The 24,059-nt window shown below is 70.6% G+C and carries 27 protein-coding genes, 1 tRNA gene, 2 pseudogenes and 1 riboswitch; of the genes and pseudogenes, 18 read left to right on the plus strand and 12 right to left on the minus strand.

Annotated features, from left to right (window positions below; all coding sequences use genetic code 11):
* Window positions 1–2: 2 nt before the first annotated feature.
* Window positions 3–365 carry a hypothetical protein gene (locus AC07FY_RS26860; RefSeq protein WP_479010916.1) on the minus strand — a complete coding sequence of 121 codons (363 nt, stop codon included), beginning with the start codon at window positions 363–365 and terminating at the stop codon, window positions 3–5.
* A 471-nt stretch (window positions 366–836) separates the two neighbouring features.
* On the opposite strand from AC07FY_RS26860, the gene AC07FY_RS26865 reads away from it, so the two are divergent.
* Both AC07FY_RS26865 and AC07FY_RS26870 read left to right on the plus strand, forming a co-directional pair.
* Window positions 837–3,191, plus strand: a complete 2,355-nt coding sequence (locus AC07FY_RS26865; protein WP_479011034.1) for an immune inhibitor A domain-containing protein — start codon at window positions 837–839, stop codon at window positions 3,189–3,191.
* A gap of 112 nt (window positions 3,192–3,303) precedes the next feature.
* Window positions 3,304–3,606, plus strand: coding sequence for a hypothetical protein (locus AC07FY_RS26870; protein WP_479010918.1), 303 nt, complete (start codon window positions 3,304–3,306; stop codon window positions 3,604–3,606).
* A 37-nt stretch (window positions 3,607–3,643) separates the two neighbouring features.
* On the opposite strand, the gene AC07FY_RS26875 is transcribed toward AC07FY_RS26870, so the two are convergent.
* Together AC07FY_RS26875 and AC07FY_RS26880 are read right to left on the minus strand one after the other, a co-directional pair.
* Window positions 3,644–4,246 carry an isochorismatase family protein gene (locus tag AC07FY_RS26875; RefSeq protein ID WP_479010920.1) on the minus strand — a complete coding sequence of 201 codons (603 nt, stop codon included), beginning with the start codon at window positions 4,244–4,246 and terminating at the stop codon, window positions 3,644–3,646.
* Window positions 4,247–4,514: 268 nt separating this feature from the next.
* Entirely contained in the window at window positions 4,515–5,843 is a 1,329-nt protein-coding gene (locus AC07FY_RS26880; RefSeq protein ID WP_479010923.1) for a nicotinate phosphoribosyltransferase, read from the minus strand.
* An 80-nt stretch (window positions 5,844–5,923) separates the two neighbouring features.
* Between AC07FY_RS26880 and clpS the strand changes: the two genes are divergently transcribed.
* The 8 genes from clpS to AC07FY_RS26920 all read left to right on the plus strand — a co-directional run bounded on the left by clpS (window position 5,924) and on the right by AC07FY_RS26920 (window position 11,308).
* Window positions 5,924–6,238: an ATP-dependent Clp protease adapter ClpS gene (clpS, locus tag AC07FY_RS26885; RefSeq protein WP_479010926.1), complete on the plus strand. Its 315-nt coding sequence runs from the start codon at window positions 5,924–5,926 to the stop codon at window positions 6,236–6,238.
* Complete coding sequence (locus AC07FY_RS26890) at window positions 6,238–6,840, plus strand: DUF2017 domain-containing protein (protein ID WP_479010929.1); 603 nt, start codon at window positions 6,238–6,240, stop codon at window positions 6,838–6,840. The genes clpS and AC07FY_RS26890 overlap by 1 nt, the downstream gene beginning before the upstream one ends.
* 318 nt (window positions 6,841–7,158) lie before the next feature.
* Window positions 7,159–8,601: an amino acid permease gene (locus tag AC07FY_RS26895; RefSeq protein ID WP_479010932.1), complete on the plus strand. Its 1,443-nt coding sequence runs from the start codon at window positions 7,159–7,161 to the stop codon at window positions 8,599–8,601.
* A gap of 76 nt (window positions 8,602–8,677) precedes the next feature.
* Complete coding sequence (locus AC07FY_RS26900; protein ID WP_479010935.1) at window positions 8,678–9,100, plus strand: M67 family metallopeptidase; 423 nt, start codon at window positions 8,678–8,680, stop codon at window positions 9,098–9,100.
* 88 nt (window positions 9,101–9,188) lie between these two features.
* The gene (locus tag AC07FY_RS26905) at window positions 9,189–9,296 is read left to right on the plus strand and encodes a putative leader peptide (protein WP_312847437.1); all 108 of its coding nucleotides are present in this window, start codon (window positions 9,189–9,191) and stop codon (window positions 9,294–9,296) included.
* A 90-nt stretch (window positions 9,297–9,386) separates the two neighbouring features.
* The gene (locus AC07FY_RS26910) at window positions 9,387–9,674 is read left to right on the plus strand and encodes a MoaD/ThiS family protein (RefSeq protein WP_479010938.1); all 288 of its coding nucleotides are present in this window, start codon (window positions 9,387–9,389) and stop codon (window positions 9,672–9,674) included.
* The gene (locus tag AC07FY_RS26915) at window positions 9,674–10,624 is read left to right on the plus strand and encodes a PLP-dependent cysteine synthase family protein (protein WP_479010940.1); all 951 of its coding nucleotides are present in this window, start codon (window positions 9,674–9,676) and stop codon (window positions 10,622–10,624) included. Before AC07FY_RS26910 ends, AC07FY_RS26915 begins: the two co-directional genes overlap by 1 nt.
* Window positions 10,625–10,846: 222 nt before the next feature.
* Complete coding sequence (locus tag AC07FY_RS26920) at window positions 10,847–11,308, plus strand: DUF7144 family membrane protein (protein WP_479010943.1); 462 nt, start codon at window positions 10,847–10,849, stop codon at window positions 11,306–11,308.
* Between the two features lie 55 nt (window positions 11,309–11,363).
* Here AC07FY_RS26920 and AC07FY_RS26925 read toward each other — a convergent pair whose 3' ends face one another.
* Both AC07FY_RS26925 and AC07FY_RS26930 read right to left on the minus strand, forming a co-directional pair.
* On the minus strand, window positions 11,364–11,744 hold the full coding sequence (locus AC07FY_RS26925; RefSeq protein ID WP_479010946.1) for a DUF488 domain-containing protein: 381 nt from the start codon (window positions 11,742–11,744) through the stop codon (window positions 11,364–11,366).
* A complete protein-coding gene (locus tag AC07FY_RS26930; protein WP_479010949.1) occupies window positions 11,741–12,175 on the minus strand; it encodes a hypothetical protein in 435 nt (144 codons plus the stop codon). The genes AC07FY_RS26925 and AC07FY_RS26930 overlap by 4 nt, the downstream gene beginning before the upstream one ends.
* Window positions 12,176–12,380: 205 nt before the next feature.
* Here AC07FY_RS26930 and AC07FY_RS26935 point away from each other — a divergent pair, with 205 nt between their 5' ends.
* Window positions 12,381–13,133 (plus strand): MBL fold metallo-hydrolase, encoded by a 753-nt coding sequence (locus AC07FY_RS26935; RefSeq protein WP_479010952.1) that lies wholly within the window; start codon window positions 12,381–12,383, stop codon window positions 13,131–13,133.
* A 4-nt stretch (window positions 13,134–13,137) separates the two neighbouring features.
* Here the strand turns inward: AC07FY_RS26935 and AC07FY_RS26940 are convergent.
* The 4 genes and pseudogenes from AC07FY_RS26940 to AC07FY_RS26955 form a co-directional block, all read right to left on the minus strand.
* Window positions 13,138–13,290, minus strand: a pseudogene (locus AC07FY_RS26940) (DUF7916 family protein); the annotation flags it as partial.
* A gap of 68 nt (window positions 13,291–13,358) precedes the next feature.
* Window positions 13,359–13,523 (minus strand): annotated as a pseudogene (locus AC07FY_RS26945) (hypothetical protein); the annotation flags it as partial.
* 104 nt (window positions 13,524–13,627) lie between these two features.
* A complete protein-coding gene (locus tag AC07FY_RS26950) occupies window positions 13,628–14,851 on the minus strand; it encodes a PTS transporter subunit EIIC (RefSeq protein ID WP_479011037.1) in 1,224 nt (407 codons plus the stop codon).
* 406 nt (window positions 14,852–15,257) lie between these two features.
* The gene (locus tag AC07FY_RS26955; RefSeq protein ID WP_479010955.1) at window positions 15,258–16,559 is read right to left on the minus strand and encodes a PTS transporter subunit EIIC; all 1,302 of its coding nucleotides are present in this window, start codon (window positions 16,557–16,559) and stop codon (window positions 15,258–15,260) included.
* Between the two features lie 136 nt (window positions 16,560–16,695).
* On the opposite strand from AC07FY_RS26955, the gene AC07FY_RS26960 reads away from it, so the two are divergent.
* From AC07FY_RS26960 to rdgB, 4 genes are all read left to right on the plus strand, one after another.
* The gene (locus tag AC07FY_RS26960; RefSeq protein WP_479010958.1) at window positions 16,696–17,019 is read left to right on the plus strand and encodes a PTS sugar transporter subunit IIB; all 324 of its coding nucleotides are present in this window, start codon (window positions 16,696–16,698) and stop codon (window positions 17,017–17,019) included.
* Between the two features lie 106 nt (window positions 17,020–17,125).
* Complete coding sequence (gene rph, locus AC07FY_RS26965) at window positions 17,126–17,851, plus strand: ribonuclease PH (RefSeq protein WP_479010961.1); 726 nt, start codon at window positions 17,126–17,128, stop codon at window positions 17,849–17,851.
* Between the two features lie 225 nt (window positions 17,852–18,076).
* The gene (locus AC07FY_RS26970) at window positions 18,077–18,499 is read left to right on the plus strand and encodes a hypothetical protein (RefSeq protein ID WP_479010964.1); all 423 of its coding nucleotides are present in this window, start codon (window positions 18,077–18,079) and stop codon (window positions 18,497–18,499) included.
* 32 nt (window positions 18,500–18,531) lie between these two features.
* On the plus strand, window positions 18,532–19,134 hold the full coding sequence (gene rdgB, locus AC07FY_RS26975; protein ID WP_479010966.1) for an RdgB/HAM1 family non-canonical purine NTP pyrophosphatase: 603 nt from the start codon (window positions 18,532–18,534) through the stop codon (window positions 19,132–19,134).
* Window positions 19,135–19,184: 50 nt separating this feature from the next.
* Here the strand turns inward: rdgB and AC07FY_RS26980 are convergent.
* Window positions 19,185–19,260, minus strand: a tRNA-Leu gene (locus AC07FY_RS26980).
* A 403-nt stretch (window positions 19,261–19,663) separates the two neighbouring features.
* Entirely contained in the window at window positions 19,664–20,131 is a 468-nt protein-coding gene (gene bcp / locus AC07FY_RS26985) for a thioredoxin-dependent thiol peroxidase (protein ID WP_479010969.1), read from the minus strand.
* 106 nt (window positions 20,132–20,237) lie between these two features.
* Between bcp and AC07FY_RS26990 the strand changes: the two genes are divergently transcribed.
* The 3 genes from AC07FY_RS26990 (at window position 20,238) to AC07FY_RS27000 (ending at window position 21,438) form a co-directional block, all read left to right on the plus strand.
* The gene (locus tag AC07FY_RS26990) at window positions 20,238–20,555 is read left to right on the plus strand and encodes a DUF3618 domain-containing protein (RefSeq protein WP_479010972.1); all 318 of its coding nucleotides are present in this window, start codon (window positions 20,238–20,240) and stop codon (window positions 20,553–20,555) included.
* Between the two features lie 46 nt (window positions 20,556–20,601).
* Window positions 20,602–20,943: a GroES family chaperonin gene (locus AC07FY_RS26995; protein ID WP_479010975.1), complete on the plus strand. Its 342-nt coding sequence runs from the start codon at window positions 20,602–20,604 to the stop codon at window positions 20,941–20,943.
* A 78-nt stretch (window positions 20,944–21,021) separates the two neighbouring features.
* Window positions 21,022–21,087, plus strand: a riboswitch (guanidine-III (ykkC-III) riboswitch).
* A 30-nt stretch (window positions 21,088–21,117) separates the two neighbouring features.
* Window positions 21,118–21,438, plus strand: a complete 321-nt coding sequence (locus AC07FY_RS27000) for a DMT family transporter (RefSeq protein ID WP_479010978.1) — start codon at window positions 21,118–21,120, stop codon at window positions 21,436–21,438.
* 54 nt (window positions 21,439–21,492) lie between these two features.
* Here AC07FY_RS27000 and AC07FY_RS27005 read toward each other — a convergent pair whose 3' ends face one another.
* The gene (locus AC07FY_RS27005; protein WP_479010981.1) at window positions 21,493–23,964 is read right to left on the minus strand and encodes a transglycosylase domain-containing protein; all 2,472 of its coding nucleotides are present in this window, start codon (window positions 23,962–23,964) and stop codon (window positions 21,493–21,495) included.
* Window positions 23,965–24,059 lie beyond the last annotated feature (95 nt).

Consider the following 24,059-nt stretch of genomic DNA (forward strand, 5'->3'; position numbering starts at 1 on the left):
CCTCAGTGGTGGACGGGGTGTTCGGCAGCGGCCGTCCGGGGTTCCCGCACCCGGGCGGCCGTCGGTGCGTCCCCGTGCGACAGGTGCGCCCCGGATTCTTCGGCACCGCCGGAGCCCCCCGCGGACTGCGACGCGGCCTCGGCCGCGCCGGCCCGGGCCGGGACGCGACGCGGCGCCGCGTGCCGGCCCCGGCGTCCCGGGAGCGGCACGGTGACGGCGACGAGCAGGCCGAGCGCGAGCGCGGCGGCGGCGATGAAGGCGATCCAGAGCCCCGAACCCGTCTGCGAGAGCAGCAGCATGGCGATCGTCGACACGACGACGGTGGCGGTCCCGTAGGCGAGCTGGGCGGCAGTCGGACGCGGCATGGCGATTTCCGTCCTCAGGAGGGGAGGGGGAGTCGGCTCAACTCGGTCGCGCGTCAAGTGACTCTACGACGGGGCATGCCCGAGCGGAACTACCGGTAAGCGTGACCTAACCCACGGTGCCGGTGCACGGGGGGCGCACGGGTTCACATCGCGCGCCCTCTCGGCCCCGCGGCGTCCGGCCGGGGCGCGCGCGGGGCGGTCGGGATGCGCCCTTCGCCCCATATGGCCGGGGAACGTCCGAATACCGGAACTGACTGACCGCATAGTGCAGTTGTAAGGAACAAGTCAAGGTCTGTCTTTTCTCTCGACTCTCCGGTCAAATGTCGTCACTTGAGACGCGCGCCGCGCGGAACCCCCCGCTCCTATGGAGACGTTCCGACCGTCCATGCGGCCGCGGGAGGGGAACGACATCAAGTGACCAGCAATTCCGCCAGACGGCGTGCGCTTCGTACCGCCGCCGTCGCCGTGACCATGGCCGCCTGCGCCAGCAGCGCCACCTTCTTCACCGTCGCCTCGGCCCAGGCCGACGAGCGTGTTCCGGCGGCCCCCGCGGCCGACCGGCAGGACCCGACCGCCCCTTCGAAGGTGGTCGAGCACAACCTCAAGGGCCCGTTCAGCGAGCAGCAGGCGCAGCAGCGCGAGGCCGCCCTGGACCAGGTCCTCCAGGGCAAGAAGGACGTCGAGCAGCGCGGCGCCTCCAAGGTCGTCAAGCTCGACGACAAGAAGTACGTCGAGCTCGGCCGGGAGAAGACCGACAAGATCTTCACGATCCTCGTGGAGTTCGGCGACCAGGTCGACAACACCACCATGTTCGACCCGGACGGCCCCGGCCCCAAGCCGGCCGTCCCGAAGTACGGCGGCACGCCCGGCCCGCTGCACAACACGATCGCCCAGCCGGACCGCGCCAACGACAACTCCACCGCCTGGCGCGCGGACTTCAGCCGTGACTACTTCCAGGACCTGTACTTCGGCACGGGCCAGGGCAAGCACTCGCTGAAGACCTACTACGAGAAGACCTCCTCGGGCCGCTACTCGGTCGAGGGCGAGGTCTCCGACTGGGTCAAGGTCCCGTACAACGAGGGCCGCTACGGCTCCAACTACTGCGGCCAGACCAACTGCTCCAACGTGTGGGACACCGTCAAGGACGGCGTCACCGCGTGGACGGAGGCCCAGAAGAAGGCCGGGAAGACCGACGCGCAGATCAAGGCGCAGCTGGCCCAGTACGACCAGTGGGACCGCTACGACTTCGACGCCGACGGCAACTTCAACGAGCCCGACGGCTACATCGACCACTTCCAGATCGTCCACGCGGGCGAGGACGAGTCGGCCGGCGGCGGCGTGCAGGGCACGACCGCGCTGTGGGCGCACCGCTGGTACGCGTACGGCACCAGCGCGGGCAAGACCGGCCCCGACCACAACAAGGCGGGCGGCACCCAGATCGGTGACACCGGCATCTGGGTCGGCGACTACACGATGCAGCCGGAGAACGGCGGCCTCGGCGTCTTCGCGCACGAGTACGGCCACGACCTCGGCCTGCCGGACCTCTACGACACCTCCGGTGGCGGCGAGAACGGCGTCGGCTTCTGGTCCCTGATGTCGGCCGGCTCCTGGCTCGGCACCGGCAAGGACTCCATAGGCGACCTCCCGGGCGACATGACGGCCTGGGACAAGCTCCAGCTGGGCTGGCTGAACTACGACACGGCCAAGGCCGCGACGAAGTCCACCCACAAGCTGGGCGTGGCGGAGTACAACACCAAGGACAAGCAGGCGCTGGTCGTCGAGCTGCCGAAGAAGCAGGTCAAGACCGATGTCGTCGCTCCCGCCGAGGGCTCCTCGCAGTGGTGGAGCAACATGGGTGACGACCTCAAGAACACCCTGACCCGCTCCGTGGACCTGACGGGCAAGACGTCCGCCGCGCTGTCCCTCAAGGGCTGGTGGGACATCGAGGCCGAGTACGACTACCTCTACACCGAGGTGTCCACCGACGGCGGGGCCACCTGGACCGCCCTCGCCGGTACCGCCGACGGCACGGCCCTTCCGGTCGACGCGGCCGGCAGCCCGTCCCTGACCGGCGTCTCGGGCTCCTGGAAGTCGCTGAACTTCCCGCTCGACGCCTACGCGGGCAAGAAGATCGACCTGCGCTTCCGCTACCAGACGGACGGCGGCGCGGGCGGCAAGGGCTTCACGGCCGACGCCGTCACCCTGACCGCGGACGGCTCCGCGCTGTTCACCGACGGCGCCGAGAACGGCGACAACGGCTGGACCGGCAAGGGCTTCTCGCGGATCGGCGCGGGCTTCACCAAGGAGTACGCGCAGTACTACCTGGCCGAGAACCGCCGTTACGTCTCGTACGACTCCACCCTCAAGGTGGGCCCGTACAACTTCGGCTTCGGCAACACCCGTCCGGACTGGGTCGAGCACTACCCGTACCAGGACGGTCTGCTGATCTGGCAGTGGGACACCTCCCAGAAGGACAACAACACCAGCCAGCACCCGGGCCAGGGCCTGATCCTGCCGATCGACGCCAACGCCAAGCCCATGAAGTGGGCGGACGGCACCCTGCTGCGGAACAAGATCCAGCCGTACGACGCCGCCTTCAGCGCGTACTCCACGGACGCGTTCACGCTGCACAAGAACGGCGAGTCGCTCTTCCTGAAGCCGAAGCCGGCCAACCTGGTCTTCGACGACCGCAAGGGCAAGTACTACTTCGACGAGAACCCGACCGGATCGGTGAAGGTCACTGACACCAACACCAAGATCAAGATCCTGAAGGAGACCTACGACGGTGAGGTCATGACCGTCGAGGTGGGCCCCTCCTCGAAGTAATTCGATAAAACCGCAGGTCAAAGCATGATCGGCCGTCGCCCTCTAGCGGGCGGCGGCCGATCGCGTTTAGATGCGTGGTGCGAGTTTCCTATTGACGGGGGAGAGGACAGCCGTGCCAGGTGGAGGTTTCGTCAGATTGCCGGGCGGCAGCGTGGTGGTCGCGCTGACGCTGCCGAGGCCCTCGGGCGAGGGCGGCAGCGTCCGGATCCTGGTGCACGCCCCGAACCGGGCCCGCGCCCTGACCAGGCTGCGGAACCTCGGCATGCGGGCGGTGTACCTGCGGGGCAACGTGCAGCCGCCGACCCCCGACGAGGTGACGGCCGTCCTGCACCACCCCGACGGCCTGCTGTGGCGCTGCGCGCCCGACGTGGCGGCAGAGCTCTGGCACCCGATCCGGGCCCTGCTGGGGACGTAGGCGGGGCCCCGCAGGCCCGGGGCGGACCCCGGCGGAGCTACGCGCCCCCGGGTCCCCCGCCGCCGACCAGCCCGACGCCGGCCGTCCGCAGGTCCTCCAGGGCGCGGGCGGCGGTGTGCGGGGCCACGGCGGCCGTCAGGTCCAGCAGGACGCGGGTGGCGAAGCCGGCGCGGACGGCGTCCAGGGCGGTGGCCCGGACGCAGTGGTCGGTGGCGATACCGACCACGTCCACCTCGGTGACGTGCCGGTCCCGCAGCCAGCGGGCCAGGTCCGTCCCGTTCTCGTCGGCCCCCTCGAAACCGCTGTACGCGGCCTCGTAGGCCCCCTTGTCGAAGACGGCGGCGACCGCGCCGGAGGCGACGGCGGGGGCGAAGTTCGGGTGGAAGCCGACGCCCTCGGTCCCGGCGACGCAGTGGACGGGCCAGGAGGTCTCGAAGTCCGGCTCGGCCGGCGGGTGCGCGAAGTGGGCGCCCGGGTCGACGTGGTGGTCGCGGGTGGCCACGACGTGCCGGTAGCCGGCGGTGGCCTGCCCGATCAGCTCGGTGACGGCGGCGGCGACGTCGGCTCCGCCGGCCACCGCGAGGCTGCCGCCTTCGCAGAAGTCGTTCTGTACGTCGACGACGATCAGTGCGCGGTGCATGACGTGTCCTTCGGCTCGATGTCCTGGTGCGGCAGCGGGGCGCGCGGCCCGGCGGGGCCCCGCGGGGGCTCTTGCCCCGCCCCGCCCCTGCCCGAAACGGGGGCTGAACGGCTAATGCTGTGACCGGAAAGGTTCACCGCGTCGCGGAGCCCGGCACGGCACCTCGCCGCGTTGTCGGACCGCGCACGTACGTCCAGTACGAGCCGCGCCCCTCCGCCTTGTGCACCACACCGGGCACCGCGACCCGGCAACCTTTCCGGCCACAGCACTAGACGTACTCCGTCGGGATCACGGCCTCGCCGCGGGACAGCTGGGTCGCCGACAGCGGCAGCGCGCCGCGCGCCGCGCGGTGGCGGTCGCGGGCGGCCTCCAGCGGTTCGCGCGCGATCACCTCGCCCGCCTTGACCAGGTGGGTCAGCAGCTGCTGATCGGCGAGGGCCGCGGGCACCGGGCCGACCCCGACGACCTCCGCCTCCGCCACGCCCTCGGCGTCCCGGCGCCGGGCGGCCCACTTGCGGCCGCCGATCGAGGTCTTGCCGCCCGAGGACTTCTTCGCCACCGGCACCAGCGGTGCCTTGGGGTCCGCCGACGCCGCCCGCGCGACCAGCTTGTAGACCATCGAGCACGTCGGGTGCCCGCTGCCCGTCACCAGCTGGGTGCCGACCCCGTACGCGTCCACCGGCGCCGCCGCCAGCGAGGCGATGGCGTACTCGTCCAGGTCCGAGGTGACCACGATCCTGGTGTCGGTCGCCCCGAGCTCGTCCAGCTGCTGGCGCACCCGGTGGGCCACCAGCAGCAGGTCGCCGGAGTCGATCCGGACCGCCCCCAGCCCGGGCCCGGCCACCTCCACGGCCGTCCGCACCGCCTCGCCGACGTCGTAGGTGTCCACCAGCAGGGTGGTCCCGGCGCCCAGCGAGGCCACCTGCGCGGTGAAGGCGTCCCGCTCGCTGTCGTGCAGCAGCGTGAAGGCGTGGGCGCTGGTGCCGACCGTCGGGATGCCGTAGCGGAACCCGGCCGCCAGGTCCGAGGTGGAGGTGAAGCCGCCCACGTACGCGGCGCGCGACGCGGCCACGGCGGCCAGCTCGTGCGTGCGTCGGGCACCCATCTCGATCAGCGGCCGCTCACCGGCCGCCGAGGCCATCCGGGAGGCGGCGGCGGCGATCGCCGAGTCGTGGTTGAGGATCGACAGGATCACCGTCTCCAGCAGCACGCACTCGGCGAAGCTGCCCTCGACGCGCAGGATCGGGGAGCCGGGGAAGTAGACCTCGCCCTCCGGATAGCCCCAGATGTCGCCGGAGAAGCGGTAGGAGGCCAGCCAGTCCAGGGTCCGCATGTCGACGACGGCCCGCTCGCGCAGGAAGTCCAGCACGGCGCCGTCGAAGCGGAAGTTCTCCACCGCGTCGAGCACCCGGCCGGTGCCGCCGACCACGCCGTAGCGGCGTCCCTCCGGCAGCCGCCGGGTGAACACCTCGAAGACCGAGCGGCGGTCGGCGGTGCCGTTCGCCAGGGCGGCCTGCAGCATCGTCAGCTCGTAATGGTCCGTGAAGAGCGCTGTCGACGGCACGTCCACCGGCAGGCCCAGGTCCGCAGGGTTCATGTCGGCGATGCTAGCGCACATCTCGTCAAAGTGACGAGATCTAGGACCCGTTTGTGCGACGGACCCGCCGCGGTGGCAGCATGGGACAAGTGAGTGTTGCTCCCCTTGAGATCGAACGCACCGAGTCGGCCGAAGAGGCCTTCGCGGTCCCCGAACCCGACGTCCCCTGGGTGACCCTGGTGCACAACGACCCGGTCAACCTCATGAGCTACGTGGCCTACGTGTTCCAGGCGTACTTCGGCTACTCCAAGGACGTGGCGCACAAGCTGATGCTCGACGTCCACCACAAGGGGCGGGCGGTCGTCTCCAGCGGCACCCGCGAGGAAATGGAGCGCGACGTGCAGGCCATGCACGGCTACGGCCTGTGGGCGACCCTCTCCCAGGACCGCACCTGATGGGCGGCATGTTCGAGCCCCTCAAGGGCGGCGGCGCCGCCATCGCCCTGGACGAGATCGAGATCTCCATCCTGCGCTCCCTCGCCGTCCAGCTGCTCGAGCTGATCGGGCCCGGCGAGCCCGAGCCCGCCGAGGACGCCGACCCGCTGGCGGCGCTGTTCGCCTCCGACGGCCCCACCGAGCCCCCTTCCGACCCGGCGCTCGCCCGGCTCTTCCCCGACGCCTACGGCGGCCCCGGCGGCCCCGGGCCGAAGGAGGACCCCGAGGAGCAGCGCGCCCGCTCGGCGGAGTTCCGCCGCTTCACCGAGAACGACCTGCGCACCCGCAAGCGGGAGGACGCGCTGGCCGTCGTGCGCAGCCTGGACCGGCTCACCCCGGCCGGCGACGGGGCGGCGGTGCTCGAACTGGGCGGGGAGCTGCCGCTGCGCTGGCTCGGCGCGCTCAACGACCTGCGCCTGACGATCGCGGCCCGCCTCGACATCACCGAGGACGACGAGAGCGCGGCGCTGTTCCGGCTGCCGGACGACGATCCGCGCAAGCCGATGGTGATGGCGTACCTGTGGCTCGGCGGTCTGCAGGAGACCCTCATCGAGACCCTCTGAAGATCCCCCACGGCACGGTTCCGTTCGCTCAGCGGACGCTCAAATCCGGATAACGATCAGATCACCGCGATGCGGTGGTCTGATCCGTTTCAGGGGCGATGTCCTGAAATTGCCGTGTCCTGCGTCACATTTCGCGCCACCGGTCACTGTTGCGCACGTGATAAATCTTCACGATCGCCGCCGGGACGCCACCCATGTCCCGCGGCCTGCTTGAACCGGCGGACCGCCGGGGTGCAACTCCATCCGTATCCGGGGGGATCGAGGACCCGATCCGCAGCCGTCCAGGCGCGGATCGGCGTGGAGAAAGGCGCAGCAGACATGACCTCTGTGCAGGTCGAGCAGCACGGCAAGACGCCCGGTGAGGGCACGCGGGGCGAGGGCGAGGGCGACGGCTACCACCGCGCACTCGGCGCCCGCCAGATCCAGATGATCGCGATCGGCGGAGCCATCGGCACCGGCCTGTTCCTGGGCGCCGGCAAGGCGATCTCCAAGGCCGGACCGAGCCTGATCCTGGCCTACGCCATCGCGGGCCTGGTCATCTTCTTCATCATGCGGGCCCTGGGCGAGCTGCTCATGTACCGCCCCGTGTCCGGCTCCTTCTCGGACTACGCCCGCGAGTTCCTGGGCCCGTTCTGGGGGTACGTGACCGGCTGGACGTACTGGCTGTTCTGGGTGGTCACCGGCATCACCGAGGTCACCGCGGCCGCGCAGTACATGGCGTACTGGACCCATGACAGCTTCCCGCAGTGGGCGTACGCGCTGATCTTCACCGTCATCCTCTACGGCGCCAACCTGATCTCCGTGAAGCTCTTCGGCGAGCTGGAGTTCTGGTTCTCCATGGTCAAGGTCACCGCCATCGTCGGCATGATCCTGATCTGCGCCGGCATCCTCACCATCGGGTTCTCGGACGCCGCCGACACCGCGACCGTCAGCAACCTGTGGAACGACGGCGGGTTCTTCCCCAAGGGCCTCGGCGGCACGCTGATGACCCTGCAGATCGTGATGTTCGCCTTCCTCGCCGTCGAACTGGTCGGCGTCACCGCCGGCGAGTCCAAGGACCCGAAGACGACCCTGCCCAAGGCCATCAACACCGTGCCGTGGCGCATCGCCGTCTTCTACGTCGGCGCGCTGATCATGATCCTGTCGGTCGTCCCGTGGACGCACTTCCAGCCCGGCGTCTCGCCCTTCGTCGCCGCCTTCGAGCGCATGGGCCTGGGCGTCGGCGCCGCGATCGTCAACTTCGTCGTCCTGACCGCGGCCCTGTCCTCCTGCAACTCGGGCATGTACTCCACCGGCCGCATGCTGCGCGACCTCGCGCTGAACGGCCAGGGGCCGAAGTTCTTCACCCGGCTGACCAAGAACGGCACCCCGCTGATCGGGACCACGTTCTCCGCCGCGCTGATGCTGGTGGGCGTCTGGATCAACTACGTCGCCCCGGGCAAGGCCTTCGACTACGTCGTCTCCTTCGCCACCATCTCCGGCATGTGGGCCTGGGTCATGATCCTGGTCTGCCAGATCCGCTACCGCGCCAAGGCCGACCGCGGCGAACTGCCGCAGTCCTCCTTCCGGGCGCCGGGCGCCCCCTGGACCAGCTGGTTCGCCCTGCTCTTCATCGGCATGGTCATCGTGATGATGGGCGTCGACAAGGACGCGCGCGTCTCGCTGTACTGCGCACCCCTGTGGGGCCTGGTCCTGGGCCTGTCCTACCTGATGCTGAAGTCCCGCAACCCGCGCGGCGCCGCCTTCACCAAGGTCTCCTGAACGGGTCTGTCCGTCATTCGGGCCCTGCCGTACCACTCCTCGGTACGGCAGGGCCCGTCTGCTTATCCTGTCGCTCATGCTGACCCTCACCCAGGACCTGTACGACCGGATCGTCGCGCACGCCCGCCAGGACCACCCCGATGAGGCGTGCGGCGTCGTGGCCGGCCCGGCGGGCACCGGCCGCCCCGAGCGCTTCATCCCCATGCTCAACGCGGCCCGCTCGCCCACGTTCTACGAGTTCGACTCGAAGGACCTGCTGAAGCTCTACCGCGAGCTGGACGACCGCGACGAGGATCCGGTGATCGTCTACCACTCGCACACCGCGACCGAGGCCTACCCCTCCCGCACGGACGTCACCTACGCCAACGAGCCCGGTGCGCACTACGTGGTCGTCTCCACGGCGGACAAGGACGGGCTCGGGGAGTTCCAGTTCCGCTCGTACCGCATCGTCGAGGGCGAGATCACCGAGGAGGAAGTCCGGGTCGTGGCGTCCTACTGACCCTCTCCCGTCCAGCATGTGAGCGCGATGCGTCCACCATGCGGGATCCCACTCCAAACGGGGGGCCTGGCGTCGTTAACATGACCGCATGGTTTCCCACGACGTGAGCATCGAGACGCCCGGCAGGCTGCTGCTCGTGGCGCGGCTGCACGTCGACCTGTGCCGTCTCGCCAGCGCGATCTGTCCCGCCGTCTGAGCACCGGAGCACCAGAGCCCTCTCGCGCGGGGGGCCACGAACCCGCGCGCCCACACGTTCTCACGCCCTCACTCACGACTGGAGCCGGCCATGGCCATCGAGGTCCGCATCCCCACCATCCTCCGCACCTACACCGACGGCGAGAAGGCCGTCTCCGGGGAGGGCGCCACCCTCGCCGACCTCTTCTCCGACCTGGAGACGCGGCACAAGGGCATCCGGGAGCGACTCGTCGACGAGGCGTCCGCGGGCCAGCTGCGCCGCTTCGTGAACGTCTACCTCAACGACGAGGACGTCCGCTTCCTCGACGGCATCTCCACCGCGCTCAAGGACGGCGACAGCGTCACCATCCTCCCGGCCGTGGCCGGCGGCGCTGCCTGATGCGTTACGACTCCCCGCTGGCGGCCGTGGGCAACACCCCGCTGGTGCGGCTGCCCCGGCTGTCGCCCTCGCAGGACGTCCGCATCTGGGCGAAGCTCGAGGACCGCAACCCCACCGGCTCGATCAAGGACCGCCCGGCGCTCCACATGGTCGAGCAGGCGGAGAAGGACGGCCGGCTGTACCCCGGCTGCACGATCCTGGAGCCCACCTCGGGCAACACCGGGATCTCCCTGGCGATGGCGGCCAAGCTCAAGGGCTACCGCATCGTCTGCGTGATGCCGGAGAACACCTCGCAGGAGCGGCGCGACCTGCTGGCGATGTGGGGAGCCGAGATCATCTCGTCGCCGGCGGCGGGCGGGTCCAACACCGCGGTGCGGGTCGCCAAGGAACTGGCGGCCGAGCACCCGGACTGGGTGATGCTCTACCAGTACGGCAACCCGGACAACGCCGGCGCCCACTACGCCACCACGGGTCCGGAGATCCTCGCCGACCTGCCCTCCATCACGCACTTCGTGGCGGGCCTGGGCACGACCGGCACCCTGATGGGCGTCGGCCGCTACCTGCGCGAGAACGTGCCCGCAATCAAGATCGTCGCTGCGGAGCCGCGGTACGACGACCTGGTGTACGGCCTGCGGAACCTCGACGAGGGCTTCGTCCCCGAGCTGTACGACGCCTCCGTGCTCACCACCCGCTTCTCGGTGGGCTCGGCCGACGCGGTCACCCGCACCCGCGAACTCCTCCAGCAGGAGGGCATCTTCGCGGGCGTCTCCACCGGGGCCGCGCTGCACGCCGCGATCGGCATGGGCCGCAAGGCGGTCGCCGCGGGCGAGAGCGCCGACATCGTGTTCGTCGTGGCCGACGGCGGCTGGAAGTACCTGTCGACGGGCGTCTACACCGCCGCCACCACCGAAGAGGCCATCGAGGTCCTCCAGGGCCAGCTCTGGGCGTAGCCCGGCTCCCCGCCCCCACGCACGGTTCCCGCCCCGTCTCCCCTTCCCCGGGGGAGCGGGGCGGCCGTTTTCGAGGGGACGGGGCCGAGGCCGTTTCGAGGGGGCGGGGCCGCGGCCCCGCCCGGCGGACGTCACCCGAACGGCCCTGTGAAGTCGCCGGGACGGCGGTACGGGCGGACGCTGGACCTGCCCGACCGACCCCACAGAGAGGGTGGTGGCTCGATGACGACCACTCCCAACCCCGCGGCTTCCGGCACGCCCCGTACGACGCCCCCACCCGGTGGCGGCTCCGCCTGGGCATCCGGAGGCGTGCTGTTCGCCGCCGTCCTGATGATGATCAACGGCGTGTTCGCGATCTTGGAGGGCATCGCCGCCCTCGCCAAGGACGACGTCATCTGGCGGGTCCGCGGCTACACCTTCAAGTTCGACCTGACGTCCTGGGGCTGGATCCACCTGATCCTGGGCATCATCGTCGTGATCGTCGGCATCGCCGTCCTGAAGGGCACGACCTGGGGCCGGGCCCTCGGCATCGCCCTGACCGGCCTCATGATCATCCTGCACTTCCTGTGGCTGCCCTATCAGCCCTTCTGGTCCCTGATCTGCATCGCCATCGGCGTGTTCATCATCTGGGCCCTGTGCTCCGACCGCACCTACGGCACCCACGACGCCCTCCGCACACCCTGAGTCACCATCGGCCGCCGCGGGCCGGGACGCCTCACGGCGCCCCGGCCCGCGGCGCTCACCCGCTCCCAGCCGCCCCCTCACCGCCCAGCAGCTCCGCCAGGACCGCCGCGTGACCGGAGGCCGGCTCCCTCACCGCGGTCAGCAGCGTCACCGGCCCGGCCGCCGCCAGCTCCCGCAGTCGCTCCAGCTCGGCCGCCGCCTCCGGCTCCGCCAGCTCCGCCGCGTAGCGCCGCCGGAACTCCGCGGCCGAACCGCCCGCGTGGAACCACGTCCGCAGCTCTGCGGACGGAGTGACCGCCCGCGGCCACCGGTCCACTGCGGCCGCCTCCTTCGACACCCCCCGCGGCCACAACCGGTCCACCAGCACCCGGACCCCGTCCGCCCCCGGCTCCGGAGCGTCGTAGACCCGCCGCACGCGGACCGCCGCCCGCCTCACCGCCCGCCCCCCAGGCCCTTGACCTCGTCCCACACCACCGGATCCAGCATCCCCACCCGCCTGGCGAACTCCCACAGCGACACCTCCTGCGGCCGGTCCGCCTCCAGGAACGCCGTCCGGCCCCGCGCCCCCACCGTCCCCGGCGGCAGCGGAATCACCCCGGCCCGCCGGTCGTCGTACTTCGAACTGATCCACGCCACCCGCGCCCGGTGCCCCCGCACCTGCCCGACCGCCAGCACCAGGCACGCCCGGCCGTCCGCCAGGTACCACAGCTCACCCGCCCGGGGCCGCGGCGGCGGCCCAGGACCCCGCGCGGCAACCGGCCTGGCCTCGCTGGGCAGCCCCAGCCGCCTGCCCGCGACCAGCCCGGACAGCGCCACCACCGCCACGGCCACGACCGCGGCCACCGCGGGCCACCAGGACGTGTCCATGTTTCGACCGTAGCCGTGCGGGAACGCCCCGGCATGGCAACGTGCGGCAACGCCCGTGCCCGCCGTCGCTCCCCCGGGTGACAGCGCAGGTGATTCCCCCCACAACGGCCCGCCGCGGAGGAGCGACCGGTCGTTTCGCGCCTTACGCTCGACCCACGCACGGCCCGCATTCCGTCCACGGACCGTCCACGGAGGTTCACGCTCCATGAAGCTCACCGTCGTCGGCTGCTCCGGCTCGTTCCCGTCCGCGGAATCGGCCTGCTCGAGCTACCTCGTCGAGGCCGACGGCTTCCGGCTGCTCCTCGACATGGGCAACGGCGCCCTCGGCGACCTCCAGCGCCACATCGGTCTGTACGACCTCGACGCGATCTTCCTGAGCCACCTGCACGCCGACCACTGCATCGACATGTGCGCCTACTTCGTCGCCCGCTTCTACCGGCACGAGGGCGGCCGCTGCGGCACCATCCCCGTCTACGGCCCCGACGGCACCGAGAAGCGCCTGACCACCGCCTACGACGACGTCCCCGACGAGCGCTCGATGAGCGAGGTCTTCGACTTCCGCACGCTGAAGTCCGGCACCTTCGAGATCGGCCCCTTCCAGGTCCGCACCGAACGGGTCAGCCACCCCGTCGAGTCGTACGGCATCCGCGTCGAGCACGGCGGCCGCACGCTCACCTACTCCGGCGACACCGGGACCTGTCCCGAGCTCGGCCTCCTCACCGAGGGCACCGACCTCTTCCTGTGCGAGGCGTCCTTCACCCACGGCAAGGAGGACATCCCCGGCCTCCACCTCAACGGCCGCGAGGCCGGACAGTACGCCCGGGACGCCCGGGCCGGCCGGCTCGTTCTGACGCACATCCCGCCGTGGACGGACGCCCGGCAGAACCTCGCCGACGCCCGCGCGGTCTACGACGGCCCCGTCGAACTGGCCCGCCCCGGCGCCGTGTACGAGATCTAGACGGCTAGCCGGTGGCGGCGCGGGATTGCCGGCCGCCGAGGGCCATCCGGTTCCACGTGTGCCGGCGGCCGCGTATCGCGACCGAGTAGGCGTACATCCCCTCCGGATCGCACATGCCGGGAAGGTACGAGTCCCCGAAGTGGTGCGCGTCGAACCCCGCCTCCTTGGCCCCCGTCCCAGGCCTGCTCGATGAGGTTCAGGACGACAATGTCCGCCGAAGGCCGCCACCAGCTCGGCGTTGTGCACGCCGCGGCCGTCCGGGTGCGGGGAGAGCGCGGCGCGCTCGGCGAACACCTCGGCGACCATCGTGCGCCCCTCGGCGGCGGCCACCGCCCCGGTCAGGGCGCGGCCGCGCAGGGCGGCGAGCTGGTCACGGTCCAGGTCGAGAATGCGCTGTCATGGTTTCCACGCTATGCGGCGCGGACAGGCCGAAGCCCCCGTCCTTCGGAAGGAAGGACGGGGGCTTCGGACCTTGTTTTCGCGCGGGGCGGGGCTTACTTCGCCTCGGCCTTGGCCAGCTCGGCGAGCTCCTCGTCGGACTCGCGGCCCGGGGTGGGGATGTTGAACTTCGTGATCGCGACGCGGAAGATCACGTAGTACAGCGCGGCGAAGCAGAGACCGACGACGGCGAGCCCCAGGGGGTTGGTGGCCTTACCGAGGTTCAGCAGGTAGTCGACCGCTCCCGCGGAGAAGCCGAAGCCGTCCTTCATGCCGAGGGCCCAGGTCAGGGCCATGGACACACCGGTAAGGACCGCGTGGATCGCGTAGAGCACCGGGGCGATGAACATGAAGGTGAACTCGATCGGCTCGGTCACACCGGTGACGAAGGCGGTGAGCGCGAGGGAGAACATCATGCCGCCGACGACCTTGCGGCGCTCGGGGCGGGCGGCGTGAGTGATCGCGAGGCAGGCCGCCGGGAGGGCGAACATCATGATCGGGAAGAAGCCGGTCATGAACTGGCCGGCCGTCGGGTCGCCGTGCAGGAAGCGGGCGATGTCGCCGTGGTAGTCGGTACCGGCGTCGGAGTACGTGCCGGCCTGGAACCACGGGAAGGAGTTGAGCAGGTGGTGCATGCCGATCGGGATGAGGGCGCGGTTGGCGACACCGAAGATGCCCGCGCCGACGGCGCCGGAGCCGACCAGCCACTCGCTGAAGTTGTGGAGCAGGGTGCCGAGGACGGGCCAGATCAGACCGAAGAGGATGCCGATGGCCAGGCCCGCGAAGGAGGACAGGATCGGGACGAGGCGGCGGCCGCCGAAGAAGCCCGCCCAGTCCGGCAGCTTGGTCCGGTAGAACTTTTGGTACAGCAGGGCGACGACGATGCCCATCACCACGCCGCCGAGCACGCCGGCGTTGACCGGGGCGTCGACGTGGACGATCTTGTCACCCGCGACTTTGGCGACCTTCGGGAGGTTGCCGTCGGTGAAGGTGGCGAGCACCTTCTGGAAGACGAGGTATCCGGCCACGGCCGCCAGCGCGGTCGAGCCGTCCGACTTCTTGGCGAAGCCGATCGCGATGCCGACGCAGAAGAGCAGCGCCATGTTGCCGAGGATCGCGTCGCCGCCGGCGGCCATGTACCCGGCGAGCTTCTGGACGAAGTCGGGGAACGAAGCGCGCGCCAGCATGTCGTCCTGGCCGAAGCGGACCAGGAGGGCGGCGGCGGGCATCACGGCGACGGGGAGCATCAGGCTCCGGCCGATGCGCTGCATGACGGCCATCACGCCAGCGCCCTTCTTCTTCTCAGCCGCGGGGGCGGCAGCCGTGGTCACAACTTCCTCCAGTGGGCAAGGCGCCGCCAAGGGGAAAAGGGAGACGGCGGCGTCTCAGAAAGGGGGTACGCGAGCGCAAGACAGGCCCGCGTGGTCTACACCAATGCGTGGTGTAGACCAGTTGTAACACGGTGAGGGATAGATAAGGAACCTTCGATTTCCTGTGGTCTACACCACACGGGCTTCCGGCCCGCCCCGCACCCGCCGATCCGCCCCCGCGGACACGACCGAAGCCCCCGGATCCGCAGATCCGAGGGCTCGCACCACATGGCCGAACGGCCCGGCCCGGCCGGGGCCGGCCCGGGCCGCCCGAAAGGCGCGGCCCCGCGGCCGGCGGCGACCGCCGCGCCCGCGCCTACGCCTTCGTGTTCTCCTTCCGCATCTCCTCGATCTCCTCGTCCGACTCCCGACCCGGCGTCTTGATGTCGAACTTCGTGATCGCGAAGCGGAACACCGCGTAGTAGACGACCGCGAAACCCAGCCCGATCGGAACGATCAGCCACGGCTTGGTCGCCAGGTTCCAGTTGATGACGTAGTCGATCAGGCCCGCCGAGAAACTGAACCCGTCGTGCACGCCCAGCGCCCACGTCACCGCCATCGACACACCCGTCAGCACCGCGTGCACCGCGTACAGCGCGGGCGCCACGAACAGGAACGAGTACTCCAGCGGCTCGGTGATGCCCGTGACGAACGAGGTCAGGGCCACCGACAGCATCAGCCCCCCGACCTCCTTGCGGCGCAGCGGCTTCGCGCAGTGCGTGATCGCCAGCGCCGCCGCCGGCAGGGCGAACATCATGATGGGGAAGAACCCGGACAGGAACAGGCCCGCCTCCGGGTCCCCGTTCAGGAACATGTTGATGTCGCCGTTGACCGTCTTCCCGTCCGGCGTGGTGTACGAGCCGAACTGGAACCACATCGGCACGTTCAGGAACTGGTGCAGCCCGATCACCAGCAGCGCCCGGTTCGCCACGCCGAAGATCCCCGCGCCCCACTCGCCCAGCCCGGTCAGCCAGTCGGAGAAGCTCTCCAGCGCGTTGCCCACCGGCGGCCAGACCCACAGGCACAGCACCGCGAAGGCGATGGCGACGAACGACATGATGATCGGGACCAGCCGGCGCCCGTTGAAGAAGCCCAGCCAGTCCACCAGCTTCACCCGGTGGTAGCGCTGCCAGAACCAGGCCGCCAGCAGGCCCATCACGATGCCGCCGAACACCCCCGGATTCTGGTAGGTGAACCCCTGGAAGGTGTCCGTCGCCGTCAGGCAGCCGCCCCCGATGTCCTTCGTCCCCGGCGGACACTCCTTGGGGAAGGCGTGCAGCACCCCCCGGTAGACCAGGAAACCCGCCACCGCCGCCAGCGCCGTCGAACCGTCCGCCTTCTTCGCCATGCCGATCGCGACACCGATGCAGAACAGCAGCGGCAGTCCGAGGTCGGGGTCGAGCAGCGCGCCACCCGCGCCCGCGATCACATTGGCCAGGCCCGTCCAGTCCAGACCGTCCTTGCCGAACACGTCCGGCTGGCCCAGGCGGTTGAGGATCCCCGCCGCCGGCAGCACGGCGATCGGCAGCTGCAAGCTGCGGCCCATCTTCTGCAGCCCCTGGAACAAGCCGCCCCACCACTGCCCGCGTGGCTTCGCCGCGGCGCTGCTCGCGCTCATCGCATCCTCCTGACCGGCCCCGTTTTGGCAGTCGCAGCACGTGCGGCACACTGGTGTAGACCAGTTGTGGGCAGACTGCTGCTGATCGTCATGATTCGGCAGGCAGCGGTCACGCGCCCGCCTAGCTGGGCCAACCGTGCGTTACCGTGACAAAGCGGACCGTGCGGGCTCCAGCCCGCGCACCGGGCGCCGAGACCCGTTCTTCGAAACACTCAGGGAGAAACACATGGCCACCAAGGCTGAGAAGATCGTCGCCGGGCTCGGCGGCATCGACAACATCGAAGAGGTCGAAGGCTGCATCACCCGCCTGCGCACCGAAGTCCACGACGCCGGCCTGGTCGACGAGGCCGCCCTGAAGGCCGCCGGCGCCCACGGCGTCGTCAAGATGGGCACCGCGATCCAGGTCGTCATCGGCACCGACGCCGACCCGATCGCCGGCGAGATCGAAGACATGATGTGAGCTGAGCCCACCGGCTCACCCCCGCTCACCACCCGCCACGGACCCCGCCCCGGACCCCTCCGGACGGGGTCCTCGCGCTGCCCCCACAGGGACTAGGCTCGCCACCATGTCTCGCATCGACGGCCGTACGCCCGAACAGCTCCGCCCGGTCACCATCGAACGCGGATGGAGCAAGCACGCCGAGGGCTCCGTCCTCATCTCCTTCGGAGACACCAAGGTCTTCTGCACCGCCTCCTTCACCGAAGGCGTCCCGCGCTGGCGCAAGGGCAGCGGCGAAGGCTGGGTCACCTCCGAGTACTCGATGCTGCCCCGCTCGACCAACACCCGCGGCGACCGCGAATCCGTCCGGGGCAAGATCGGCGGCCGCACCCACGAGATCTCCCGCCTCATCGGCCGCTCCCTGCGCGCCGTCATCGACTACAAGGCCCTCGGCGAGAACACCATCGTCCTGGACTGCGACGTCCTCCAGGCCGACGGCGGCACCCGCACCGCCGCCATCACCGGCGCCTACGTCGCCCTCGCCGACGCCGTCGCCTGGGGCCAGCAGAAGAAGCTCATCAAGGCCGGCCGCAAACCCCTCACCGGCACCGTCGCCGCCGTCAGCGTCGGCATCGTCGACGGCGTCCCCCTCCTCGACCTCTGCTACGAGGAGGACGTGCGCGCCGAGACTGACATGAACATCGTCTGCACCGGCGACGGGCGCTTCGTCGAGGTCCAGGGCACCGCCGAGGGCGAGCCCTTCGACCGCAAGGAACTCAACGCCCTCCTCGACCTCGCGGCAGGCGGCTGCGCCGACCTCGAAGCCATCCAGCGGAGCGCACTCGGCCTGTAGGCGGCGCGCCCCGCCTCCCGGCGCCGGCCGGGCCGCGGGCGGCCATGTCCTGTGGAGCCGGCCCGGCCGCAGGCGGCCACGCCCACCGACTCGGCCCGGCCGCTCCACCCGGCCGCCCGCCGTTCCAGCCGGCAACCGCGGCGCGCGGATCCGCGTCCATCCCTGTACGGGCGCACGGTGTCACAACCGTGCGCCCGTCCACGCATCCAACCCCCGGGGGACCTGATGAAGCACACCACCGAGCCCAAGCCCAACTCCACGTCCCCGTCCAGGCGCCGCATCGCCGCCGTCGCACTCGCCGCGGCGCTCGCCATACCCGCCCTCACCTCCTGCGACGCGATCTCCACCGCCATGGACTGCGCGAACACGGCAGTGGCCATCACGGACGGCGCGAACGACCTCCAGCAGGCCGTCTCCCAGGCCGGCAACAGCCCCCAGGACGCCCAGAACGCACTCGACCAGATCGAGCAGAACCTCAAGAAGATCGGCGACCAGACGGACAACACCGACCTCGGCAAGGCCATCGACTCGATGAACACCGCGGTGAAGAACGTCCGCGACGCCATCCAGAACGGCGACGCCACCCCCGACATCCAGCCCGTCGCCGACGCCGCCACCGAGATCTCCAAGGTCTGCACCCCGGGCTGACCCCCGCCGCCGGCAGGCCATAATCGGTGACCATGACCCGCCTGATCCTCGCGACCCGCAACGCGGGCAAGATCTCCGAGCTCCACGCCATCCTGTCCGACGCCGGCCTGCCGCACGAGCTGGTCGGCGCGGACGCGTACCCCGAGATCCCCGACGTCAAGGAAACCGGCGTCACCTTCGCCGAGAACGCCCTCCTCAAGGCCCACGCCCTCGCCCGCGCCACCGGCCTGCCGGCCGTCGCCGACGACTCCGGGCTGTGCGTGGACGTCCTCCACGGCGCCCCCGGCATCTTCTCCGCCCGCTGGGCCGGCCGCCACGGCGACGACGCCGCGAACCTCGAGCTGCTCCTGGCCCAGCTCGGCGACATCGCCGACGAGCACCGCGGCGCCCACTTCGCCTGCGCGGCGGCCCTGGCCCTGCCGGACGGCACCGAACGCGTCGTCGAGGGTCGCCTCCTGGGCACCCTGCGGCACACCCCGTCGGGCACGGGCGGCTTCGGCTACGACCCGATCCTCCAGCCCCTTGGCGAAACCCGCACCTGCGCGGAGCTCACCCCGGCGGAGAAGAACGCCATTTCCCACCGAGGCCAGGCCTTCCGAGCCCTGGTGCCGGTCCTGCGCGACCTGCTGGGCTGACGGCACAGGGGCCGGCCTTCCGAGAAACGGAAGGCCGGCCCCTGTCGACTTGGTGCGCCCGGTCGGATTCGAACCGACAGACACGACCACCTAAAGATCGCCGCTCAGCCCTTGGCGTACGGGCGCAAACCAAGGACACTCTACTGCGCCCACACGGTGAGTGGAGATCGGTTTCCCCGCGTCCGACGAGTTCTGCGCCCGCCCCTGCACCAGGTGCTGGTGACTGCGTGACAGATGGGGTGCGTGTGCGACGAGTCCCGTCGTGTCGGACGAGAACCCCGGTGGCCGCTCCGGTAGTAGCGCGCCCCGGCTTGCCGCGGTGATGGGCCTTGCCCGAGGAAGTGGGCCGTGGGCCGGCCGTCCTCGCGGATCCCCGGCCTGAGTACCTCGTTCATGCTGGTGGAGGGTCTTCTACCCAGGTGTCGGAGAGTCTCTGCCGGCGAGTGGGAAGAGGCAACAGCGGCGTGCAGGACAAGCGGAGCGACCCGCACCGATCGGGTGCGGGTCGCTGCGTGCCGGGAGGGGGTGGTCAGATGCCCAGGTCCTTGATGATCTTGGCTACGTGCCCCGTCGCCTTGACGTTGTAGAAGGCGTGCTCGACCTTGCCCTCCTCGTCCACGACCACCGTCGAGCGGATCACGCCCGTCACCGTCTTGCCGTACAGCTTCTTCTCGCCGTAGGCGCCGTACGCGGCCAGCGTCTCCTTGCCGGGGTCGCCGACCAGCGTGACCTTCAGGTTCTCCTTCTCGCGGAACTTCGCCAGCTTCTCCGGCTTGTCCGGCGACACGCCGATGACGTCGTAACCGGCCGTGGCCAGCGCGTCCAGGTTGTCCGTGAAGTCACAGGCCTGCTTCGTGCAGCCCGGCGTCAGCGCGGCGGGGTAGAAGTAGACGATCACCTTGCGGCCCTTGCGGGCGGCCAGCGAGACCTCGTTGCCGTCCGCGTCGGGCAGGGAAAAGGCGGGGGCGGTGTCGCCCGGCTGAAGTCGCTCGCTCATGTCGGCAGTCTCCTCACGAGGGGATCGGTACGTGCACGAGACTAAGCTGACAGACTGTCCACGGCGGACTACGCCCCCACAGGACCACGACGACGGAGGCAGCGCGGTGCCGGAAGCAAGGACCCCCGCACAGATCGAGGCGGACATCGTCCGCCGCCGCGAGCAGCTCGCCGAGACGCTCGACGAGATCGGCGTGCGCATGCACCCGAAGACGATCATGGGGGATGCGAAGGCCAGGGTCGCCTCCACGGTCGACCAGACCGCCGGACGGGCCTACGTGGCGGTGAACCGGTTCGTGACCGACGCCAAGGCCGGCCTGCGCCACGACGACGGGGCCCCGCGCATCGGGCGGATCGTGCCCGTCGTGCTGGTGGCGGCCGGTGTGGTCGGGCTGCTGGTGGTCTCGGCGCGCCGCAAGCGCTGATGACCCTGGGCGGCGCGGGCCGGGCGGGGACAGGTAGGTTCGTGGCGTGAGCGAGAACACCACCGACGACAAGCTGCCCATCCGGATGCTGCACGACCGCGTGCTCGTGAAGTCCGACCTCCCGGAGGGTGAACGCCGTTCCGGCGGCGGCATCCTCATCCCGGCGACGGCCGCGGTCGGCAAGCGGCTGGCCTGGGCGGAGGTGGTCGCGGTCGGGCAGAACGTCCGCAGCGTGGAGCCCGGTGACCGGGTGCTGTACGACCCGGAGGACCGGGCCGAGGTCGAGGTGCGGGGTGCGACGTACGTGCTGATGCGCGAGCGGGACCTGCACGCGGTGGCCGCCGAGCGGCTCGAGGGGTCGAAGGACTCCACCGGCCTGTACCTCTGAGGGCCGGGACGCCTCCGAGGCGCTGACCGCGTGGCGCGTTACGGGCTGGTGGCCCAGGTCACCAGCCCTTTTCGCTGCCCTTTGCTACGGTTGGAGGCGACCCCGACGAGACGCGCCGTACCGGGTACGACAAGACGACGCACCCGTACCGCTCGATGTCTCGGAGGTGCCGTCATGGCCTGGGTCCTGCTCCTTCTCGCCGGTCTGCTCGAAGTCGGCTGGTCGATCGGCATGAAGTTCACCGACGGTTTCACCCGGCTGTGGCCGAGCGTGTTCACGGGCGCCGGGATCGTCGCCAGCATGGTGCTGCTGTCCTACGCGGCGAAGACCCTGCCCATCGGGACCGCGTACGGGGTGTGGGTGGGCATCGGTGCGGCCGGTGCGGCCGTGCTCGGGATGGTGGTGCTGGGTGACCCCGTCACCGCCGCGCGGATCTTCTTCATCTGCCTGCTGCTGGTCGCCGTGGTGGGGCTGAAGGCGACCTCCGGCCACTAGATCGGATCAGGCCGGGCCGGCCCCTGGACGAGCGGCCGGGGCAGGCGGCCCCGGCTATTCGAGGAACGCCGACGGCGGACGCTGACCTCCCACCGCGCCCGCGTCGGCGCCTTGGGTCGCGCCCTGGCCGGTGCCCTGTGAGGTGCCCGCTTGGCTGCCCGGCGACGTCTCGCCCTGATCGCCGCGTGTGGTGCCGCCGTTGTCCTGGCCTCCCTGGTTCCGGCCCCCGTTGTCCTGCCCTCCCTGGTTCTGCCCACCGTTGTCCTGGCCGCCCTGGTTCTGGCCGCCGTTGTCCTGGCCCCCTTGGTTCTGGCCCCCTTGGTTCTGGCCGTTCGTCGGGTTCGGCCGGGTCGGGCGGTTCGGCCGGCCGGGAGGGGTCCGGGTGGGTTCGCCCGGCGCCGTCTCCTGCGGTGCCTCCGACTCGACGTCCGGCGGCGGCGGCTCGGCCGCGCCCGGCTGCAGTTCCAGGTCGAAGTCGACGGGGTCGGTGCCCTCCAGGGCGCTCTTGGTGTAGGCGGCCCAGATGCGGGCCGGGTAGCCGCCTCCGCCGATGCGGGACTCCCCGAGGGCGTTGTACAGCGACTCCAGGGCCCCGGTGTCCGGGTCCTGGCCCATCATGGCCACCACCGTGACCAGGTTCGGGGTGTACGCGGCGAACCAGGCGGAGCGGTCGAGTTCGCCGGTCCCGGTCTTGCCGGCGGCCGGGTGGCCGGCGGCGAGGGCCGCCGTGCCGGTGCCGTTGTCGACGACGCTGATCAGCATGGAGGTGGTGGTGTCCGCGGCCTCGCGGCTGACGGCCTGGGTGGTGGTGCGCTCGGGCAGGGGGATGGTGTCGTCCTCCTTGGTGATCTTCTCCAGGAAGGTGTGGGGGGTGCGCCGGCCGTGGTCCGCGAGGGTCGCGTACGCCTGCGTCATGTCCAGGACGCTGGCCTGCAGGGTGCCGAGCGCCATGGCGGGGCCGGGGTCGAAGTTGGGGGTGTTCTCGGGGATGCCGAGGGCGACGGCCGTCTGCTTGACCTTGAGGGTTCCGACGTCGACCGCCATCTGCGCGTACACGGCGTTCACGGAGAGGTCGGTGGCGGTGTTCACGGTGATGTTCCCGTAGGAGACCTGCCCCTCGTTCTCCGGGGCGAAGCGGACCCGGCCGCCGACGACGGGGCGCCGGTTGTCACCGTTGTAGACGGTGTGGGGGGTGATCCGGCGGCCGTCCTGGGTGCGGGAGTCGTTCTCGACGGCGGCGGCGAAGACGAACGGTTTGAAGGTGGAGGCGACCTGGTAGTCGTGCCGGGTCGCGTTGTTCACGTACTGCTTGGTGTAGTCGATGCCGCCGTACATGGCGACGACCTTGCCGGTGGCCGGGTCGATGGAGACCCCGCCGGCGCGCACCACCCGGTCCGCCGTGCGCTTCTGCGGGTCGAGCCTGCCGGCCATCTGGTCGTCGACGGCCTCGACGAAGTCGTTCTGGCGGCGCCTGTCGATGGTGGTGGTGATGCGGTAGCCGCCCTCGGCGAGGGTCTTGTCGTCGAGGATCCCGTTGTCGACGATGTGGTCCTTGACGGCCTCGACGAGGTAGCCGCGCTGGCCGGACAGCCCGGCGGCGGCGCGGACCTTGCCCGGTTCCGGGAAGGGTGTGGCGGCGCGTTCGGCGGCGGGCAGCCAGCCCTTCTTGACCATGCCGTCGAGTACGTAGTTCCAGCGGGCGAGGGCGCGGGTCCGGCCCTGGGGGTGGGAGACGACGTCGAAGGCGCTGGGGGAGTTGAGGAGGGTGGCGAGGTAGGCGCCCTCGGCGGTGGTGAGCCGGCCGACGTCCTTGCCGTAGTAGGCCTGGGAGGCGGCCTGGACGCCGTAGGCGTTGCGACCGAAGTAGCTGGTGTTCAGGTATCCCTCGAGGATGTAGGCCTTGGACTTCTCGCGGCCGAGTTTGACCGCGATGAAGAACTCCTTGACCTTCCGCTTGATCGTCTGCTCCTGGCCCAAGTAGTAGTTCTTGACGTACTGCTGGGTGATCGTCGAGCCCGACTGGGTTCCCTTGCCGGTGGCGGTGTTCCAGGCGGCGCGGAGCATCGCCTTCGGGTCCACCGCCCGTTCGGAGTGGAAGTCCCGGTCCTCCGCGGCCAGTACGGCTTCCTGGACGGTCAGCGGGATCTGCGAGAGGGGCACGTTGACGCGGTCGACCTCGCCGTCGCGGGCGAGCTGGGTGCCGTCGGAGTAGAGGTAGACGTTGGACTGGGCGGTCGCGGCGGCGTTGGCCGGCGGGATGTCCACCAGGAGGTAGCCGGCGATCAGGGCTCCGCCGAGCAGCAGGGCGAGGAGCAGGACGGCGCCCAGCGCCATGCGCCAGGTGGGCAGGAGGCGGCGCCATCCGGTCCGTCCGCGGCGGGCCTTCTCGCCCGGGCGCGGTCCGGGTCCGGGTCGCGGCCCGGGATCGGTGGGCCCGGCTCCCGGGCGTGGCTGCGGATGGTGCGGTCCGTCGGGGGTGTCCGGGTCGCGAGGGGTCCAGCCCGGTGGTGGTGACTGGTCGCTCATCTCCAGGGCTCCTCGACGCCGTACGGAATATCCACTTCTGTACCCCATGGTGTCTACCCGATTGGCCGCCCGTTCCGCTCCGGACGGGTATAAAC

This window comes from Streptomyces sp. NPDC045967, from assembly GCF_056430495.1.